Source organism: Azospirillum sp. TSH58, assembly GCF_003119115.1.
Lineage (GTDB): Bacteria > Pseudomonadota > Alphaproteobacteria > Azospirillales > Azospirillaceae > Azospirillum.
In genome coordinates, this window is sequence record NZ_CP022367.1 from 246,063 (window position 1) to 261,437 (window position 15,375).

Annotated in this window: 15 protein-coding genes; all 15 read right to left on the reverse strand. The window is 69.8% G+C overall.

Annotation, left to right across the window (positions count from 1 at the left end; translation table 11 throughout):
* On the reverse strand, positions 1–2,655 hold the full coding sequence (locus TSH58p_RS22780; RefSeq protein WP_109068383.1) for a hypothetical protein: 2,655 nt from the start codon (positions 2,653–2,655) through the stop codon (positions 1–3).
* 28 nt (positions 2,656–2,683) lie between these two features.
* Entirely contained in the window at positions 2,684–4,336 is a 1,653-nt protein-coding gene (locus tag TSH58p_RS22785) for a hypothetical protein (protein ID WP_247873857.1), read from the reverse strand.
* Positions 4,337–4,377: 41 nt separating this feature from the next.
* A complete protein-coding gene (locus TSH58p_RS22790; protein ID WP_109068382.1) occupies positions 4,378–8,277 on the reverse strand; it encodes a phage tail length tape measure family protein in 3,900 nt (1,299 codons plus the stop codon).
* Between the two features lie 2 nt (positions 8,278–8,279).
* Complete coding sequence (locus tag TSH58p_RS22795) at positions 8,280–8,945, reverse strand: DUF6441 family protein (RefSeq protein ID WP_109068381.1); 666 nt, start codon at positions 8,943–8,945, stop codon at positions 8,280–8,282.
* Positions 8,942–9,127, reverse strand: a complete 186-nt coding sequence (locus tag TSH58p_RS22800; RefSeq protein WP_109068380.1) for a hypothetical protein — start codon at positions 9,125–9,127, stop codon at positions 8,942–8,944. The genes TSH58p_RS22795 and TSH58p_RS22800 overlap by 4 nt, the downstream gene beginning before the upstream one ends.
* A 17-nt stretch (positions 9,128–9,144) precedes the next feature.
* A complete protein-coding gene (locus tag TSH58p_RS22805) occupies positions 9,145–9,933 on the reverse strand; it encodes a hypothetical protein (RefSeq protein WP_109068379.1) in 789 nt (262 codons plus the stop codon).
* Between the two features lie 118 nt (positions 9,934–10,051).
* On the reverse strand, positions 10,052–11,203 hold the full coding sequence (locus TSH58p_RS22810) for a hypothetical protein (protein WP_109068378.1): 1,152 nt from the start codon (positions 11,201–11,203) through the stop codon (positions 10,052–10,054).
* A gap of 3 nt (positions 11,204–11,206) precedes the next feature.
* Positions 11,207–11,485: a hypothetical protein gene (locus TSH58p_RS22815; protein ID WP_109068377.1), complete on the reverse strand. Its 279-nt coding sequence runs from the start codon at positions 11,483–11,485 to the stop codon at positions 11,207–11,209.
* Positions 11,486–11,510: 25 nt separating this feature from the next.
* Positions 11,511–11,972, reverse strand: coding sequence for a hypothetical protein (locus TSH58p_RS22820; RefSeq protein WP_109068376.1), 462 nt, complete (start codon positions 11,970–11,972; stop codon positions 11,511–11,513).
* Positions 11,972–12,277: a hypothetical protein gene (locus TSH58p_RS22825; RefSeq protein WP_109068375.1), complete on the reverse strand. Its 306-nt coding sequence runs from the start codon at positions 12,275–12,277 to the stop codon at positions 11,972–11,974. Before TSH58p_RS22825 ends, TSH58p_RS22820 begins: the two co-directional genes overlap by 1 nt.
* Positions 12,278–12,342: 65 nt before the next feature.
* Positions 12,343–12,540, reverse strand: a complete 198-nt coding sequence (locus tag TSH58p_RS22830) for a hypothetical protein (RefSeq protein WP_109068374.1) — start codon at positions 12,538–12,540, stop codon at positions 12,343–12,345.
* A gap of 12 nt (positions 12,541–12,552) precedes the next feature.
* Positions 12,553–13,575: a major capsid protein gene (locus TSH58p_RS22835; RefSeq protein WP_109068373.1), complete on the reverse strand. Its 1,023-nt coding sequence runs from the start codon at positions 13,573–13,575 to the stop codon at positions 12,553–12,555.
* A gap of 58 nt (positions 13,576–13,633) precedes the next feature.
* Positions 13,634–13,996 (reverse strand): head decoration protein, encoded by a 363-nt coding sequence (locus TSH58p_RS22840; protein ID WP_109068372.1) that lies wholly within the window; start codon positions 13,994–13,996, stop codon positions 13,634–13,636.
* Between the two features lie 31 nt (positions 13,997–14,027).
* The gene (locus TSH58p_RS22845) at positions 14,028–14,525 is read right to left on the reverse strand and encodes a hypothetical protein (RefSeq protein ID WP_109469441.1); all 498 of its coding nucleotides are present in this window, start codon (positions 14,523–14,525) and stop codon (positions 14,028–14,030) included.
* An 11-nt stretch (positions 14,526–14,536) separates the two neighbouring features.
* On the reverse strand, positions 14,537–15,370 hold the full coding sequence (locus TSH58p_RS22850; RefSeq protein WP_158282560.1) for a S49 family peptidase: 834 nt from the start codon (positions 15,368–15,370) through the stop codon (positions 14,537–14,539).
* Between the last annotated feature and the right edge of the window lie 5 nt (positions 15,371–15,375).

A 15,375-nucleotide genomic window follows, 5' to 3' on the forward strand; every position in this document is an offset into this window, starting at 1 on the left:
TCACAGGGATTGGCGGATCTGGAAGACCCGCTCGAATTGCACGAAGTTCGTCTGGGTGATCGGGCTTACCTCCACGAGGCGCCCGATGATGGCTTGGCGGCCCATGTACGGGCCGTTGGGCTCCTGGATGAAAAGCACCTGACGGGACGTGCCCGCGATGCGGCCCAGCTCGGTCATGGCGACCTTGGCCTCCGGCTCGGTCAAGGACTTGAAAGCGAAGGTCAGGACTCGCTTTTTCGGGCCGCGATCCACGAACTCCTGACCGCTGCGCCGGACCTCCGTCACGTCGGAGAGGTCGTCCCACCGGTCGCCCCACTCGTAGACGAAGTTGCGGGACGGTCGGAACGCGGGCCCGGCCCACAGCAAGCCAAGGTCCAGATAGCCCGGCGTTGTGCCCAGAGACGGGAAGGCGACGTCTGGCTGCCAGTACCGGGCCTGCACCGCGGCGGGGAGGATGTGGGCATGAAGCCCGTAGCCGCGCACGACGCCGGAGCCGAGCCCGTTCTGGAATTCCCGGTACGATTGAGCCGCAAAGTGCAGGTCGAGCGTATCCACCAGATAGTCGGACGGGCGGTAGTACAGGCTGTCGTACAGCGCCCCGGTGCCGGTGGTCGCGGCATCCAGTCGGTGCCGGATCGTGTCGGAGGTGGGGTCCAGATATCCCACCGCCTCACCGTCCGCATCGATCCACCCGGCGTCGTCGGGCTGGAGCAGCGCCAGGACGCCGACCTCCTGTGTGCTGCCCAGATCGACGGGAAGCGACACCGTGATCGCTCCCGGACCGGTGCGCATCCGTCGCCTGACCTGTGGGTCCTTCAGGCGGTCCGGCCCCAGGCCAGCCGCCGACGAGGTGCTGGCGACCGTGGTGGCCGAGCGCTGGGCCAGATTGACCCAGGACAGCAGGCAGTTTCCCTTTGCTGGGACCGTCTCTACCACCGGCAGCGCGCCCCCGGCCGTGACGGCCTGCAGATCGACATCGGACAGCCGCCGCGGGGCGTATTCCAGGCGCAGGATATGGCCGTTGAGGTAGCCGGCCCCGATGTCCTGCCCCAGCCGCAGCGTCGTCAGGCCGCTCGGCAGAGCGCCGGCTGTTGCCGTCAGCAACGCACCATTCAGGGCGCCCCGCTGCGCTCCAGCCTCAAAGGCAACGCCGACCCGAAATGGCGACCCCGCCACGACCGTGTCGGAGGCGGTGTTCGCCGCGACCGTTGCGCCGGCCGCAGTCACGGCATACTGGAACCCGCCGCTGGTGGTGACGCGGAACCGGATGTTGTTGGCGCTCGTGCCGTCATCGATGCGCGCGATGCCCTGCAGCACAGAGGTGTTGCGGGCGCTGAGGCAGGCGCGCACAACGAAGGTCCCGGCCGTGGCCGACCACCACGCCCCCGCTGGCATCGTCACGTCATCAGCGCCGCGCGTGGCCGCCGCCGCGGTCGTCGGGATGTAGCTGGACGCCCATCCCCCGACTTCGACCTGCGCGCCCCAATAGAGCGTCGTGTCGCCTGCCGTCAGGCTGGTGTGGAGAAGCAGGTACGGCGTGACCGTGCCGGAGTCGCCGTCGTCCGTGAATGTCGCGGCGATGCGCACCGCGCCACCAGCCGCTGGGGTGACCGTCACAGTCACGCCGGGGTCTGCGGATACCGCCCCGGTGTCGAAGTTGTAGCTCACTGCGCGGCCCGTCGTGGCGCCTCCAATGAGATGCAGCTGCCACCGCGCGAGCGGCTGATTGCCCCGCTGAGCATAGATGCTTCCCGTTACCCGAGCCCCACCAGACACAGCGGACCCGCTGACCCGCCAGTCGCCGCCTGCCGATCCGGCGGTGAGTTGCGCCCATTGCCCGGCGCCATCGGGGGCGGTGCCGGTCGCGGTCGCGGTGACCCCGCCCACGCCATTGCTGGCCGACCAGGGCGCCGCATAGATCGCACCCGATGCGGGCAGGAGGTTGGTACGGACCTCCTCCACGAGCAGCCCGGCGCTGACAGGCTGCTCCGGCACGTAGCCGGCGAGCCCCCCGGCCTCGACCTTCACGCCCCAGACCAGCACGCCAGAGCCGGCGGCACCAGCGTAGGTCGGCCCGCCGGCCCAAGGCAGGATGTAGGTGTCGCCGGAGCTCCCGGTCTTCGTGAAGGTCACCCAGCACCGCCAGATGCCGCCGCCGTAATCGACGCATCCGCAGGGCAGGCCCGACGACAGGATCACGCTGCCGCTGGACAAGTCGAACGCCGCGTACGGCTCGCCGAATTGCGTGATCGCGATTTGGCTGCGCTCCGCCGCCTTGGCGAAGACCGACACGGTGACGAGCTGGCCCACGGCGTACGAGCCAGTCGCCTGCACGATGGCGTGCAACCCCGTGGTCGCGGTTTCTGCGATCTTACGGAACAGGCCTCCTGCGAGCGCCGGGACGGTGGTCGTGACGATGGTGGCGCCGGTGGTCCCCCAGCCGGACGCGAAGGTTTCGGTGTTGGTCGCCCTGTTCAGTCCGGCGGCGGCGTTGCTGTCCCACGATCCGCCGGGCAGGACCGTCCCGTAAATGCTGCTGATGCGCGGCATGTTGGCCGCCACCGTCTCGATCACGCCCGCGCTGTTGACGCGCGTAGCCGTGCCCGTCCGAGCCACCGACAGGCGGCTCAGCGGGATATCAACCAAGCCGCCCATGCGGCACCTCCGATTCGTTTGGCCTCGATTAGCCGAAGCAGAGAAGATCGACGCGGCGCCCCTGCGCACGCTGCCCGACGACGCGCAGAGCCCGGCCGCCGGCCAGTCCCCAGCGCGGCCACGTGACGCTGATTGTGTCGCCGAGACGCGGCAGGTAGCCGGCCATGCCGACCGGGACCCGGTAGTAGCGGCGACCGGCGGCGTAGAGCGTCAGCAGGTTGTTGCAGAGGGTGGCGGCGTCGGTCTCGTTGTCGAAGAGCGTCTCGACGGTGAGCGGCTGGGCGAGCTGGTTGCGCGCCTGCCGCTCCACCAGCCCGACCGCCGTGCGCCGGGACTGGTCGGCCAGTTCTTGGCGTCGCTGCTCCGTGGCGATGGTAGGCACCGGGGCGATGTCCGTCCCCGACAGCGGCGTCCAGTTCCGCCGGTACCCCGCCTCCACCCGCCAGACACAGGGGCCGATGGCGCCGGGAAGCGCCATGGGCTCCGGCTCGGCGAGGATCTGCTCCTCACCGAAGGACAGCCCGCCGCCGACCGGCGCGGCCAGCCGGCCGACCGACAGCAGACCGTCCCCGGCATCGCCCCACCACGCGGCGGCGGCCACCGCCACCTCCGTCGCGGCGGCGCTGATGTCCTTCTGCGCGGCGACGTGGTAGCCGATCACGCCCGGCAGGTAGCCCGCCATGCTGGCGAAGCTGGACAGCGCCAGGGCCGAGGTCGGGACGCCCCGCTCCAGAAGCCGCCGGATCACGCCCGCGGTGTCGGAGACGTAACCGCCGACCGCATCGCCACGGACGTCGGCGGTGGGCGTGCCGTCCGGCCCGGTCCCGAGCCTCCAGCCGGACCCGTCCGAGCCGAGCCACTTCGCATACTGCCCTGATGCTACAGACGCGGCGGCCAGGGCGGCGTAGCTGCTGTAGGTGGTGCCGTTCCAGGTCACCGGGGCGCCCTTGATGTAGACGGCATCCACGGCCTGCATCAGCCGGTCGTGGCACCGGTAGATCAGCCGCGCGGCGTCGACCAGATCGCCGGACACGCCACGGCACAGGCCATAGGTCTGCCGGATCGGTTTGCCGGCCAGCTCGGCGCCACCATCCGCACCGCCGGTCCCGCCGTAGAGGGTCAGCAGCGGGACGTCGAGCAGGTACCCGGCATCCCGCATCCGAACATGCAGGCTCCCGTCTGCCCACCAGTCCAGGCCCTGACCCTGAAACACGGTGGCCGCCTCGCTGTAGCGGCTGGACCGCTTCGGCAGAACGGCGACTCTGACCGGTGTCGCATCGATGGCGTAGGCGTCCGGGTAACTGTCGTAGATTCCATCAGCGTTGACCGCCACCAGCTCGCCGATGGACACCGCCGCCCGGCCCGACCCCGGCACGATGGGGATGGACCGGTCGAACTGCGGCGGCTCCACCCGGCCTTCAAAGTGGATGTTGGCCCGCCCGTCGTCCGGCCGGCTGGTCCAGTCCCGATCCGACCAGTCCAGCCGGATCGACGGTGGCGCCGGCTGCGCATAGGGCAGCGTGCCCCACGGATACGTGCCCCAGGTGAGCGACTTGCTCTCCACCGTCGCCGTGGCCCCGGTAGCGGGCTGCATCTCGACCAAGAACACGGCATCGCACACGCTGTCCTGCGTCGCCGCGGTGAAGGCCGCCGGGGACGGCAGGGCGGCAAAGCCCCGCACGCCCCATGGCACCGCACCCCATGCAGAGGTTCCCCAGGTCATCATGCAGCCCCTGCCAGCTTGAGGTTGTCGCCCTTGCGCTGTTCGCCCTTCAGGCTGGCCAGCTCGGCCGTCACTGCGTCCAGCTTGGCGGACAGGACGTTGACCACTTGGCTGAGCGCCCGGACAACATCGCTGTTGTCCTTCACGACGACGGTCCGCTCTGCCGCCTGCGCCTGCTGGTCGGGCCGCGTGACCGTGACCCGTTCGCCCGGCGTCGCCATGAAGCGGACCAGGGTGCTGTCCACTCCGCCCCAGCCGCCGACCTCGAAGGAACCGCCCGTCTTGAAGCCGGGCAGGCCCAACTCGTGGCCCAGATTGCGCAGCGTGGAGGTGATCCAGTCCTCCCGCTGGCTGTAGGCCTCCGTCCCCAGCACCAGCGCGGGCCGGGACGCGGACAGCAGGGCGTCGGCGGCCTTCGTGGCCCCGGCGATGTCCCCGTTCTGCCGCGACGCGGAGATCGCGGCGTCGAACTGGCGCTGCGCCTCCAGCATCTTTTCCCACGGCGACAGGGACGAGGTGTCCCCGAGCTTCTGGCCGTTGAGCCATGCCGTCAGGCTGTCGGCATTGGCCTGCACCGCCTTCTGGGCCTCCTTGGCCGCCGTGGTGGTGCCGCGCAGGCTGTCCGCCAGCTTGGCCATTACGGGGTCGAGATCGCGGAAGTAGGACACGACGTCATCGATCTGGCTGTCGGTCAGCCCGTCGATGATCTGCCGCGCCTGCGCCGCGTAGAGCGCGTTGGGGTCCCGTCCCGCCAGCACCATGTCGGTGGCGTGGGCGTTCCAGTAGTCCCGGACACCCTGAAGGTTGTTCCGGTAGCCCAGCCCCTGCGCCTCGTTCAGGCTGGCGTCGTAGGTGGTCCGGACGCCCTGATAGATGCGCTCCAGCCCCTTTTTCTCGATGGCGTCGATGGTCTTGGCCAACTCGGGGTTGACCTGCTCCAGCACCGATTTCCAGGCCGCCAGCTGCCCGGTCAGGGTCGCCACCGCGGTTTGGGTCTCCGTGTACTGCCGCGGGGTGGCGATGTCGTCCAGCAGGCTCGTCACCTGCCCGGAGACCAGCGCCTTGTACTCCGCCGATGCGCCGATTTCACCGGCCTTCTTCATCTCCTCCAGCAGCGGGGAGAGCCCATCAGCGGCAGCCTTGAAGGCCGCCTTCTGGACACCCCCCAGCGACTTGTCCAGCTCGGACAGCGCCGTCGTCGTCGCCTCGATGCGCTTGGCCAGAGACAGGTAGGAGTTGATCTGCTCCAGGTCGGAGGTGCCTTTCACCACGTCCGCCCCCAGAGCGCGGCCAACCAGCCCGTCAGCCGAGAGGGACCCGACGAGTTGCCGGATCAGCTCCTCGGGCGTGCGGACACCGTTCCCCTTCACCTTGTCGCCACCGGTAAAGAGGCCATAGGTGCCGTCCGGCGACTTCAGACCGTAGGCGTCCGCCATCGCGTTGAAGGCCGCAGCAATCTGCGCCGTGGCCTGCCGGACCCCGGTGGCGTCGCCACCATTGTCCGCCGCGGACGGCCCTTCCGCGAAGCGACCACCGCTGATGACGACGTTGCCCTGGGCGTTGGGGCCGACCGTGGCCTTTTGCGTGCCGATCATTCCCATCACACCACCAACCACGGCGCCGATCGCCAGCCCAACCGGGCCGCCCATGGCGCCAAGACCCAGGTAGGCGGCCAGCGACGACGCGCCGGCGCCGAGCGCCGCGCCGGACAGGCCGCCAACGGCCTTGCTGTTGGTGGCGGTGCCGAGCATCCCGCCCAGCGTGCCGCCGACCGCGCCGGCGCCGGCGGCGCCGAGATAGCCGGACAGCGCCGCGCCGCCCGACGACAGACCGCCACCCGCCGCCGACGCGGCGCTGCCGCTGGACTCCGCCAGCGTGGCCGCCGCCGCGGCTTTGGCGCCGGCGTCCGCGCCGGCGCCGCCCAGCACCGACGCGGTGAAGTCGGCGCCGGCGCTTGCCGCCAGGGTGTCGGCGGCCGCCGTGGTGGCTGCCTGCGACACGCCAAGCCCCAACGATTCCCCCGCCCAATTGAGCGCGCCGTTGTAGATCCCGGTCAGGCCGATCTTGTCAGCCCCCCAGCTCATGGCCTTGGACATGCCCCAATTGGTGGCCATGTCGGTGGCCTGACCGGTCAGCCCGGCGGCCCCGTTCTGGTTGGCGGCGTTCTGGTTGGCCGGGGACTGGATGCCGAACAGGCCCGGCACGCTCCCCACGATGGACGTGGTGATCGGCAGGACGATGTTCGCCTTGATCGCCTCGATGGCGATCCGTTTGAACAAGTCGCGGAAGCTGTCCACGATGGACGCGCGCTTGTCCTTCAGGACGATGCTGTCGTAAAGGGTTTCCGACCAGTCACGGGCGATGTCCGTGGCGACGGTCCGCATCTCGCGCTGGTAGGCATCAAGTGCGCGGGCGGCCTCTTCATCCGCCTTCGTCTTCTTCTTGCGGGCATCGGTGACGTCGTAGAGCGCTCCCGCCTCATACTCCACCTGCCGGATATACTCCGCCAACACCTCCGGCGACAGCTTGCCGCGCAGTTGGTGCTCAAGCTCCAACGCCTTGTTGGCGATGAAGCGCTCACGCTCAGTCAGCTCCAGCCCATCGGCCTCGCCTCGCAGCCGGTCGACGTAGATGTCCGCTGTCCGCATCGCCTGCTGGCGCTTCCGATCCTCTTGCTCGGCGTGACGGGCGGCCTGCTCACCGGCCCGCGTCGCATCCTCCTGCGCCTTCTTCTGCGCCTCCAGCTTGTCGATGCGGTCCTGCTGGGCGACGGCGTCGTTGATCGTCTGCTTCGTCGCCTCACTCAACTGGTCGGCGCTGGTCTTGTATTCCTTGGCCAGCATCTGCTGCGTCAGGGTCGCACGCAGCTTTTCCGCGTTGGACTTGCCGAAGGTGTCCGCCTCCAGCCCCAGCGCCTTCGTCTGCTCGACGATCCCCTGGCGGGCCTTGGTGATTTCCTCGTCCAACGTCGTGACGCCCGTCGCCGCCCGCTGGTTCTTCTGAACCATGCGGTCGACCATGCCGTTGTAGTCGCCGGCACTCGCCTTCAGGATCTCCAACTCATCGCGCAGGGCCTTCCACCGCCCCTCAAGGCGGTTGGCGGCCGACTGCCGGGCGCTCTGGCTGATACCGGTGCCGGTGTGGAGCCCGTCACCCTCCTCGTCCGCGGCGGCGGCGCGAGCGGCCAGCATGCGCGCCTCGGCCAGTCGCAGAGCCTCCTTGCGGACCTCGATGATGTTGCGCTTTTCCGCCTCCATCGCAGCGGCCTGCCCACGCGTGGCCTGCGCAAGCTCGTCCTGCAGCTTGGCCGTGAATTCCAGAGCCTTGCCGTAATCGTTGAATGCGGTGGCCGTGTCATCGGCCGTCTTACCAAGCCCGAAAATCACCCCCGCTGCGACGGAGGCGATCGCCACGACCGTACCGATCGCGATACCGGCCGGGCCGAAGGCAGAGGCGATCTGCGGCCCCTGCTGCGCCAGGATGATGAAGGCAGACGTGCCCATCTGGGCCTGCACCGTCACGTCCTGAAGCTGCAGGCCGAGGTTGCCGAGAGCGCCCTTGAACTGGCCGCTGCTCGCAGTCGCCGCAGTCTGCCCGGCGATCATTCGATCATGCGCCTGCTGAGAGGCGTTCATCAACTCGGTGTAGCGCTGCTGGCTGACCGCTCCGGAGGCCAGGGCGGTGTTCAGTGTTGCCTGATCGCGGGCAAGCCGCTGCGTGGCGCGCGACACCGGGTCCAAACGGCCTTCCAGGGCTTCGAACTGGCGGCGCAGCTTGTCCGGGCTGTTGTCGTTTCCAACGCTCTTGATGGCGACGCCCAGTTCCTCCAGCTTGCGCTTGGTCTCGTCCAGCCGATCGGCTTCGACGGCGAGGCGGACACTGACCTTCTTCTCAGCCATGGCTACCGTCCGATGATATTGGAGAGGTTGGCGGCGAGTTGGGCTTGCGCCCGCTGGGCGGCGCCGCTGATGTCGAGGAGCTTCCGCCCGCGGGCCTGCCGCACCAGAAGAAAGAGCGGGATCGAGGTGGCGCGGCCGGCGCCGCCGCGGGCCAGCACGTCGCCCCGCGCCTTGCCGTCCGCCACCAGCAGGGCGCGGCGGCCACCGTTGATCGGAACGAACTGGAGCTTGCCGAAACGCGCTTCGGCGGCGGAGACGTTGGACCACTTCGCCGGGACCGGGCCGGGACGGCGGGCGGTCAGGTCGTCTCGCTCCGAACTGCGGTCGAACCCGGCTTTCTTCGCCGCCTCCAGCGGGATCGCCAGCCACTTCCCACCCTTCGCCCGCACCGTCTCGCCGGCGTCGAAAGCGTCATGAAGGCGGGTGGCCTTCGAGTAGACAAGGCCAGCGGGGCGCAGCGTCTTCCGTCCGCTCTTCGGATAAAGGTCGAGGCGCCACGCCTTTTCCAGCCCGGTGCCCAGCCCGGCGGCGCGGACCTGGGCGCGCAGGTCCGCCTGCAGCGCTTCCGCCGCGCCGCGCACGGCCGCGCGGGCGGCGTCGGCGATTTCGCCCAACCGCTCGTTCAGCAGGCCTTTCAGGTCGCCCTGGATGCGGCCGACGATCATCATGGTTCGCCCTCCACCAGTTCCGCCTCGGCCCGGCTCATGACCTCGAAGGCGTCGAGCATGATCGCGGCCTGATCGCCGTAGCCGCCCGCCTCGGGCAGATGGCCGGCCACCGGCACGACGCCCGCCGCCATGCCGCCGATGCGCCCCGGCGCCGGCCGGAAGGACCGCCAGAAACGCACCATCTCCCAATCCCCTTCGCTCAGCAGATACCGGGGGTTCCGCCGGTACCGCTCTCCGAAGAGGTCCCATTCGCTTCCGTCAGGAGCTTCGTCTCCGTCGGGGAAGGCTTCCGGCCGTCGTGCGACTGCGACGGCGAGACGAAGTTTTTTTCCTGATCCTTCCCAACGCGCATCAGGCCGATGATCTTGGCGCCGACGGATCGCAGCTCCCGCTCGCCCAGGTGCTGCAAGGTTTCGTCGGTGGTCAGGCCGCCGCGGCGTTCGAACGACGCGTCGGTGCCGTCCGCCGTCTTGACGCCCTCCCACCCCAGCAGGAAGTGACGGGCCGCGATGATCGGCGACACCGACAGGAAGAACTCGCGATCGCCCTCCAGAGCGGCGTAGCGGCGGCCGAGCGCGCGGGCGATGCGGTCGATCTCGCCCAGCCGCTCCACCGCCTCGGGATCGACATCGCCGATGCTGGCCGTCTCCGCTTCGTCCACCACGGCCAGCAACTCGTCCAGGTTGGCAGGCGCGCAGGCGCGCAGGTCGTCCCTCAGCGCCCGGAACAGTTCGGCGTCGCCCGGATACATGGCCCCGGCGGCACGGACATCGCGGCGCCACGCGGCGCGCTGGAGATAGCTCGGCACGGCCAGCAGATAGACCGGTTGCGGAGTGGCGTCCGCTTCGCCCTGCGCCTTGGCGATCAGGTCGGCGAAGGCGGCACGCTGTTCGTCGGTCTCGGCCTGCGCCTGGAGCTTTCCGAGCAGCGCGATCTGGTCGAGGATGGGCGTGAAGCGGATCACGTCCTTGGTGGAAACGGGAAGCATCGGAGACCTCATGTCGGTTGAGGGGCGGGGTGCGGGTGGCGCCGACATCGCCACCCGCTGCGCTTTCACGCCCCATCGGCCGGAGCCGATCGGTTTCCCGGTGTCGGGCCGGGGTGGGTCAATACAGGGTGAGGAAGGCACCGGCATCCTGACCGGTGCAGGCGAACTGAAGCCCCTGCGTGGCGAGGCCGTTGCGGTCGCCGGGCTGGACGTTGGTGTGGGTGCCCGCCGGGACGGTCATACCGATGCGGTTCCCGGCGACGGTGCCGTAGCTGAGGCCGATGGGCTGGGCGTTGCCGGCCCGGAAGTCGGCGATGGCGTCACGGGTCGCCACCAGCTCCTCCAGGGGGTCGCAGGAGCCGGTCATGTTGCGCGCGGTGATGATCGCCGGATCGTAGCCCTCCGCCGCGTTCGGGTTGTCCGGGTTGGTCATCTGGTTGCCGAAGTCGATGGACAGCGAGGCCATGGCCGCCTTGGCGCGGTTGACCAGCGCTCGGCCCCCCTTCCAGATCGGCGGACGGGTGCTGTCGTAGACCAGGGTGGTGGGCACCGCGGCGTCGGTCTGCGACCCGAACATGCCGGTGAAGGTGCAGCGCATCCGCCCCACGCCGCCGCTGGTGAACTCCAGCGTGGCGGCGCCGCGGGCGCCGGTCACCTTGAGGAGCTTGCCGTCCCGGTAGAGGTAGAGCGTCACCGACGGGATACTGATCGAGGCCGGGGCGTACCGGACGTTCACCGGGATCTGGTACGAGGTGGTGGCAACGATGGCACCGGACATCGTGTCGGCCAGGGCCGCCGTCTTGCCCGCGGTGTAGTCCGTGATGAAGGACGTGCCGGCCACCGTGTTCGTGAACACGATGGGCATGCCGCGGTACTGCTGCGCCGTGGTGCCGGCGGAGGAGCCCAGCACCGCCGTCGTGGTGGAGCCGCCCGCCGCGCAGGCCTCGGCGGCGGCCGGGACGGCGGTGGAGGTGATCGTCTCAGCCCAGCCGCAGGCGCGCAGCAGCTTGCCCCATTCCGGGGCGGTGCCGGGGGCACCCGAGCCCTTGAGCAGCACGTCGAAGGTAACCTGGACCGTCATGCCGCCCGTGATCGGGCCGCGGCTGTCCAGACTGCCGGTGTGCTCGTTGGTCTGGATGATGTTCGGGTTGTAGCTGTGCTGCAGGTTCTCGACCAGCACGGCATCGGTGCCAGCGACGGGGTTGGCGTCGGTGCCTTCGGTCGTTTCGATCTTGGCCAGCAGGGCCTGATTGCGGCTGCGAAGCGGCATGGGTTAGGCCTCCTTCGTCTGGGTGGTGGTGGCCTTCGCCGATCCGGCGGCCTTGGCCGGCTTGGGCGGCTCGGCGGGGGGCGCGGCGTCCGGCGCGGGCTCCTGCTTTTCGCGCTCCGCCTGCTCGGCGGCCTCGCGCTCGGCGCGCTCCTGTTCGGCGGCGGCACGGGCCGCGCGCTCCTGTTCGGTCAGGTTGATGACCGTCTTGCCGTCCTCCGTCATCGCGAAGGAATCGGCAGGCGTCGGCTCCACCGCCGCCGCCCGATGGGCCGGGATGTTCATAGTGTCCTCGGTGTGTGGGGTGTGGTCAGGGCGCCGCGGTGTAAGGGTCGCCGGGGCGGGTCCAGAATTCGACGGTGAAGGCCAGGAAGGCCTCGCCGATGCCCCCGATGCCCTCGTCGTTGGCCGTCGCCTGATCGGCCTCGCTGAGGTTGGTGTCCACCACCAGCCCGCCCAGGGTCGGGTCCGCCTCGACGGCCTTCTGGACGGCGGCTGAGACGTCGGCAAGCGCCTGGTCAAGCGCAGTATCGGTGGTTTCCTTGACCAGCGCCGAGACGGCCACGCGCTCCAGGTTGCGCACCACCCCGGCGTTGAATTGGTCCTGCGAGATGATGGAGGCCTGCATCACCAGCGCCGGAAGGTTGGTTTCGGGAACCGCCTTCCGGCGCCCGCGGTAGACGGCGAAGGTGCCGGGCACATTGGGCGCGGTGACGGAGCCCAGCAGCGTTTCGAACGCAGCGAGCACCTGTTCGCGGACGGAGGTCGGCATCACTGCAACTCCAGGCGCCACACCAGCCGGTCGGCGTCCGGCTGGGTGGCGTTGCCGATGACGCAGGTCCGCCCGCCGATGGTGAGGGTGCCTTCCTCCTCCATCACCGGGACTTCCGACGCCCGCACCTCGGCGATGCGGGCCGGGGTGGAAGCGCCGGCCTCCCGGAAGCGCCATTCCTTGTCGCCTTGGGTGAAGACGGCACGGCACGGCATCGGAGCGCCGCCGCGGGGCGGGGTGTAGGCGGCGTCCACGCCAAACCGTCGGAACACGCTGTCGATTGAGCGCTGGAAAGGGCTGGACATCGATAGTCCTCCAAACGACGAAAGGCGGCCAACGGGCCGCCTTCGCTCGCCCCTGTGGTTGGCTGTTACGCCTTGGAGTTCTTCGCCGGAGCGGGCTTTCCGGTCTCCGTCTCGGCGGTGTCCGCCGGCGGCTCGACCAGAACCTTTTCGGCGCGTCCCGCCTCGATCAGGTCTTTGCCGAGGGCGTCCTTCACGTCGAGTTCCACTCCGGGCGCGTGGAGCTTCCCGTCATGCTTCACGGAGATGAGCGTGCGGATCTTCATGGTCAGCCTTCCTTACAGCACGGTAGCGGCGAAGGAGCCGTTCGGGCGGCGCGGGTACACCAGCGGCGCCGACTGGCTCATGACGAAGCGGGCGCTCGGGTCCTCCTGCACCCAGCTCTTGACGAAGATCGGCAGCGCCTGCAGGCCCGCCGCCTCGTCGCGGTTGGCGCCGAAGGCCTGCACGCCCTCGACGTTCGGGCCAAAGCCCAGAACGGTGCCGCTGGGCAGCAGCGGCGTGACGGTCCCGGTGGCCGGGTCCTCGTAGTACTCGCTGTAGACCCAGATATCGAAGGAGCCGATGCTCCCCTTGAACTGGGCGCCACCGACATAGGTGGAGGGGCCGAGTTCGACCGGGGTTCCCGCCGCGCGACGGATGTCGAGCAGCTTCTGGACCTGGGCGTTCTTGCGGAAGGCCGCCCAGGAATCCGGGTCCATGACGATGGTGCTGATGACCGCGCCCTCGGTCTTGTGCACCAGCTCGGCCCACGCCTCCAGATCGTCCAGCGGCGTGCTGGCGGGGTCGCTCCACTTGTCGGTGCCGGTCAGGGCGATGGTCAGGGCGGCGCTGCGACCGAAGCTGACGACCTGGGTCTCGAAGCCCTCGCCGGTGACGGTGACATGGCTGAGCCGCAGGGCTTCCGCGGCCATCAATTCCAGGCGGCGGGTGATCTGGTCGGCGTGGTCCTCGATGATGCCACGCACGGTGGCCATCAGGCGCTGCTGCGGGTTCAGCGTGCCGCCGATCTGCTCGCCGGCCTGACGCTTGAAGGCGCGGTTCGGATCGACCACCGACTTCGGCTTGATGTAGGCCGGCTTGTACAGCTTGGTGGTGAAGCCGTCCTGCGTCAGCACCTTGCCGGCCACCAGCGGCGAGACGAAGGGCGCGACGCGGCGGTTGCCGATCAGGATGTCCACGGCGATCTGTTCCGCCGTCTCGGTCTGGATGGTGCCGAAGACGGTGTTGAGCAGGAAGGCCTTCGGGCGCTTCAGGCTCTGCACCACGCCGTTGAGGACGGCGGTATCGTAGATGTTCATGATGCTCGTTCCCTGTGACGTGGCGCTGAGGCGCACGGGGGCTGGGGCCGACCGGCGGTCAGCGGATGTAGATGCTCAGGTCGCGCAGGCCGTCGCGGATGGAGGCCAGCGTGTGGCCGGCGCCGAGCGTGAGCGCGGCGCCGAGGAATTCGCCGCTCTCGTAGATGCCCACCGTCTTGTCGCCGCCGCTGGCGTCGCAGTCGTCCACCAGGACAGCCACCGGGGTCTGCGAGCCATCGGACGCCGCCGAGGCGCTGAGGGCGTACTTGCCCGACGCGGTGATCTTGCCGAGGACGGCGCCGCGGACGAGGTTCTGTCCGGACACCAGGGTCACGCTGCGGGTGACGCGCGGGAAATCGCCGGCCAGAAGGAGGTCCGGCGCGTAGCTCTCCGAGCTGACGCCCGGCTTGAAAATGCCCATCGTGGTTCTCCAGAAAAGGCGAAAGCCGGCGTCAGGCGCCGGCTTTCAGGATCTGCGCGACCAGGGCTTGGGGGTCATCCCCATCCCCGCCCGACGTGTCGGTGCCGACATCGGGGTTGCCCAGCGCACCCATCGCCGCGGAGAACGGGTTTCCGGCCGGGGCGGTGGTGGTGGACGCGGCGGGGGCCGTCTTCAGAACGGCGACGGCCTGCTCGGCGGTGAGATCGGTGGTGAAAGCGAGCGTGGCGGCCATGGCGACGCGCCCCGCGGCGGCGGGGTCGGCGAAGATGGCCGCGCAACGGGCGCGCTCGTCCTGCCGGGCGCGGGCCGCCGCATCGTCGGCGGACGCCTGCGGCGCGGCGGGCTTGTCTCCGGGGGCCTGGGTGGCCTCCCCCGCCGGAGCCCCGCCAGTCGGCGCCGCGGCGGCGGGCTTCTCCGGGGCGGATGCCTCCGGCGACGCGGGGGGCGCGGGCGGCGTGGCTGCAGCCGGCTTGGTGTCGCCCATGAGGTGGGCGAACAGGTTCTTCATGGATAGCTCCATCAGGTGGTGAGGGTGTCGAGAAGCGCCCGGAAGGCTTGGTCGGGGGCGAGCACGGCATCGGCGAAGCCGGACGTGACCGCTTCCGCCGTCCCCGCCGGGCCTTCCCAGGTCCTGGCCTGCGAGGCGAGGACGCTGTCGGTGTCGAGTGACGCGCCCGCGGCGGAGCGATATCGGGCCACGGAGGAGGCGAAAAGCCGACGGATGTCCTCGCACTCCGCCTGCCAGCGGTCACGGACCTCGTCAGGCAGCGGCTCATAGGAGTTGCCGTCGGCCTTTCGGTCGCCGGCGGCGATGATCGTCGCCTTGATGCCGACCTCCTTCAGCGCGGCGCTGAGGTCCCAATGCACCATGATGACGCCGATCGAGCCGACGCCGCCGGTGCGGGGCACGCTGATGCTGTCGGCGGCACTGGCCAGCCAGTAGGCCGCCGAATAAGCGAACTCGGCCAGGATGGCGACCACCGGCTTGCCCGCCGCGGCCTTGGCCTCGGTGATCCAGTCGGCCAGATCGGCGATGCCGCTGACGAGGCCGCCGCCGCTGTTCACCACCAGGGCGATGGCTCGGACGGAGGGGTCCTCGAAGGCCATGGCGAGCTGCAGGCGCAGGCCATTGCAGCCGGTGACGTAGGGCGAGCCGATATACCAGTAGGTTGGCACGATCACGCCGGAGACGCCGATCACCGCCACGCCGTTGACGACCTCGTATGGCCGCGTTCCTGCGCCGATGTCACCGATGTAAACGGCCCCCTTGGGCGGGTCACCGCTCGTGCCCACCACGGCGGCGGCGCGCGGCACCCAGGCCGGCGCCAACAGGGCCGGACCGGGTTCGGGCATCAGAA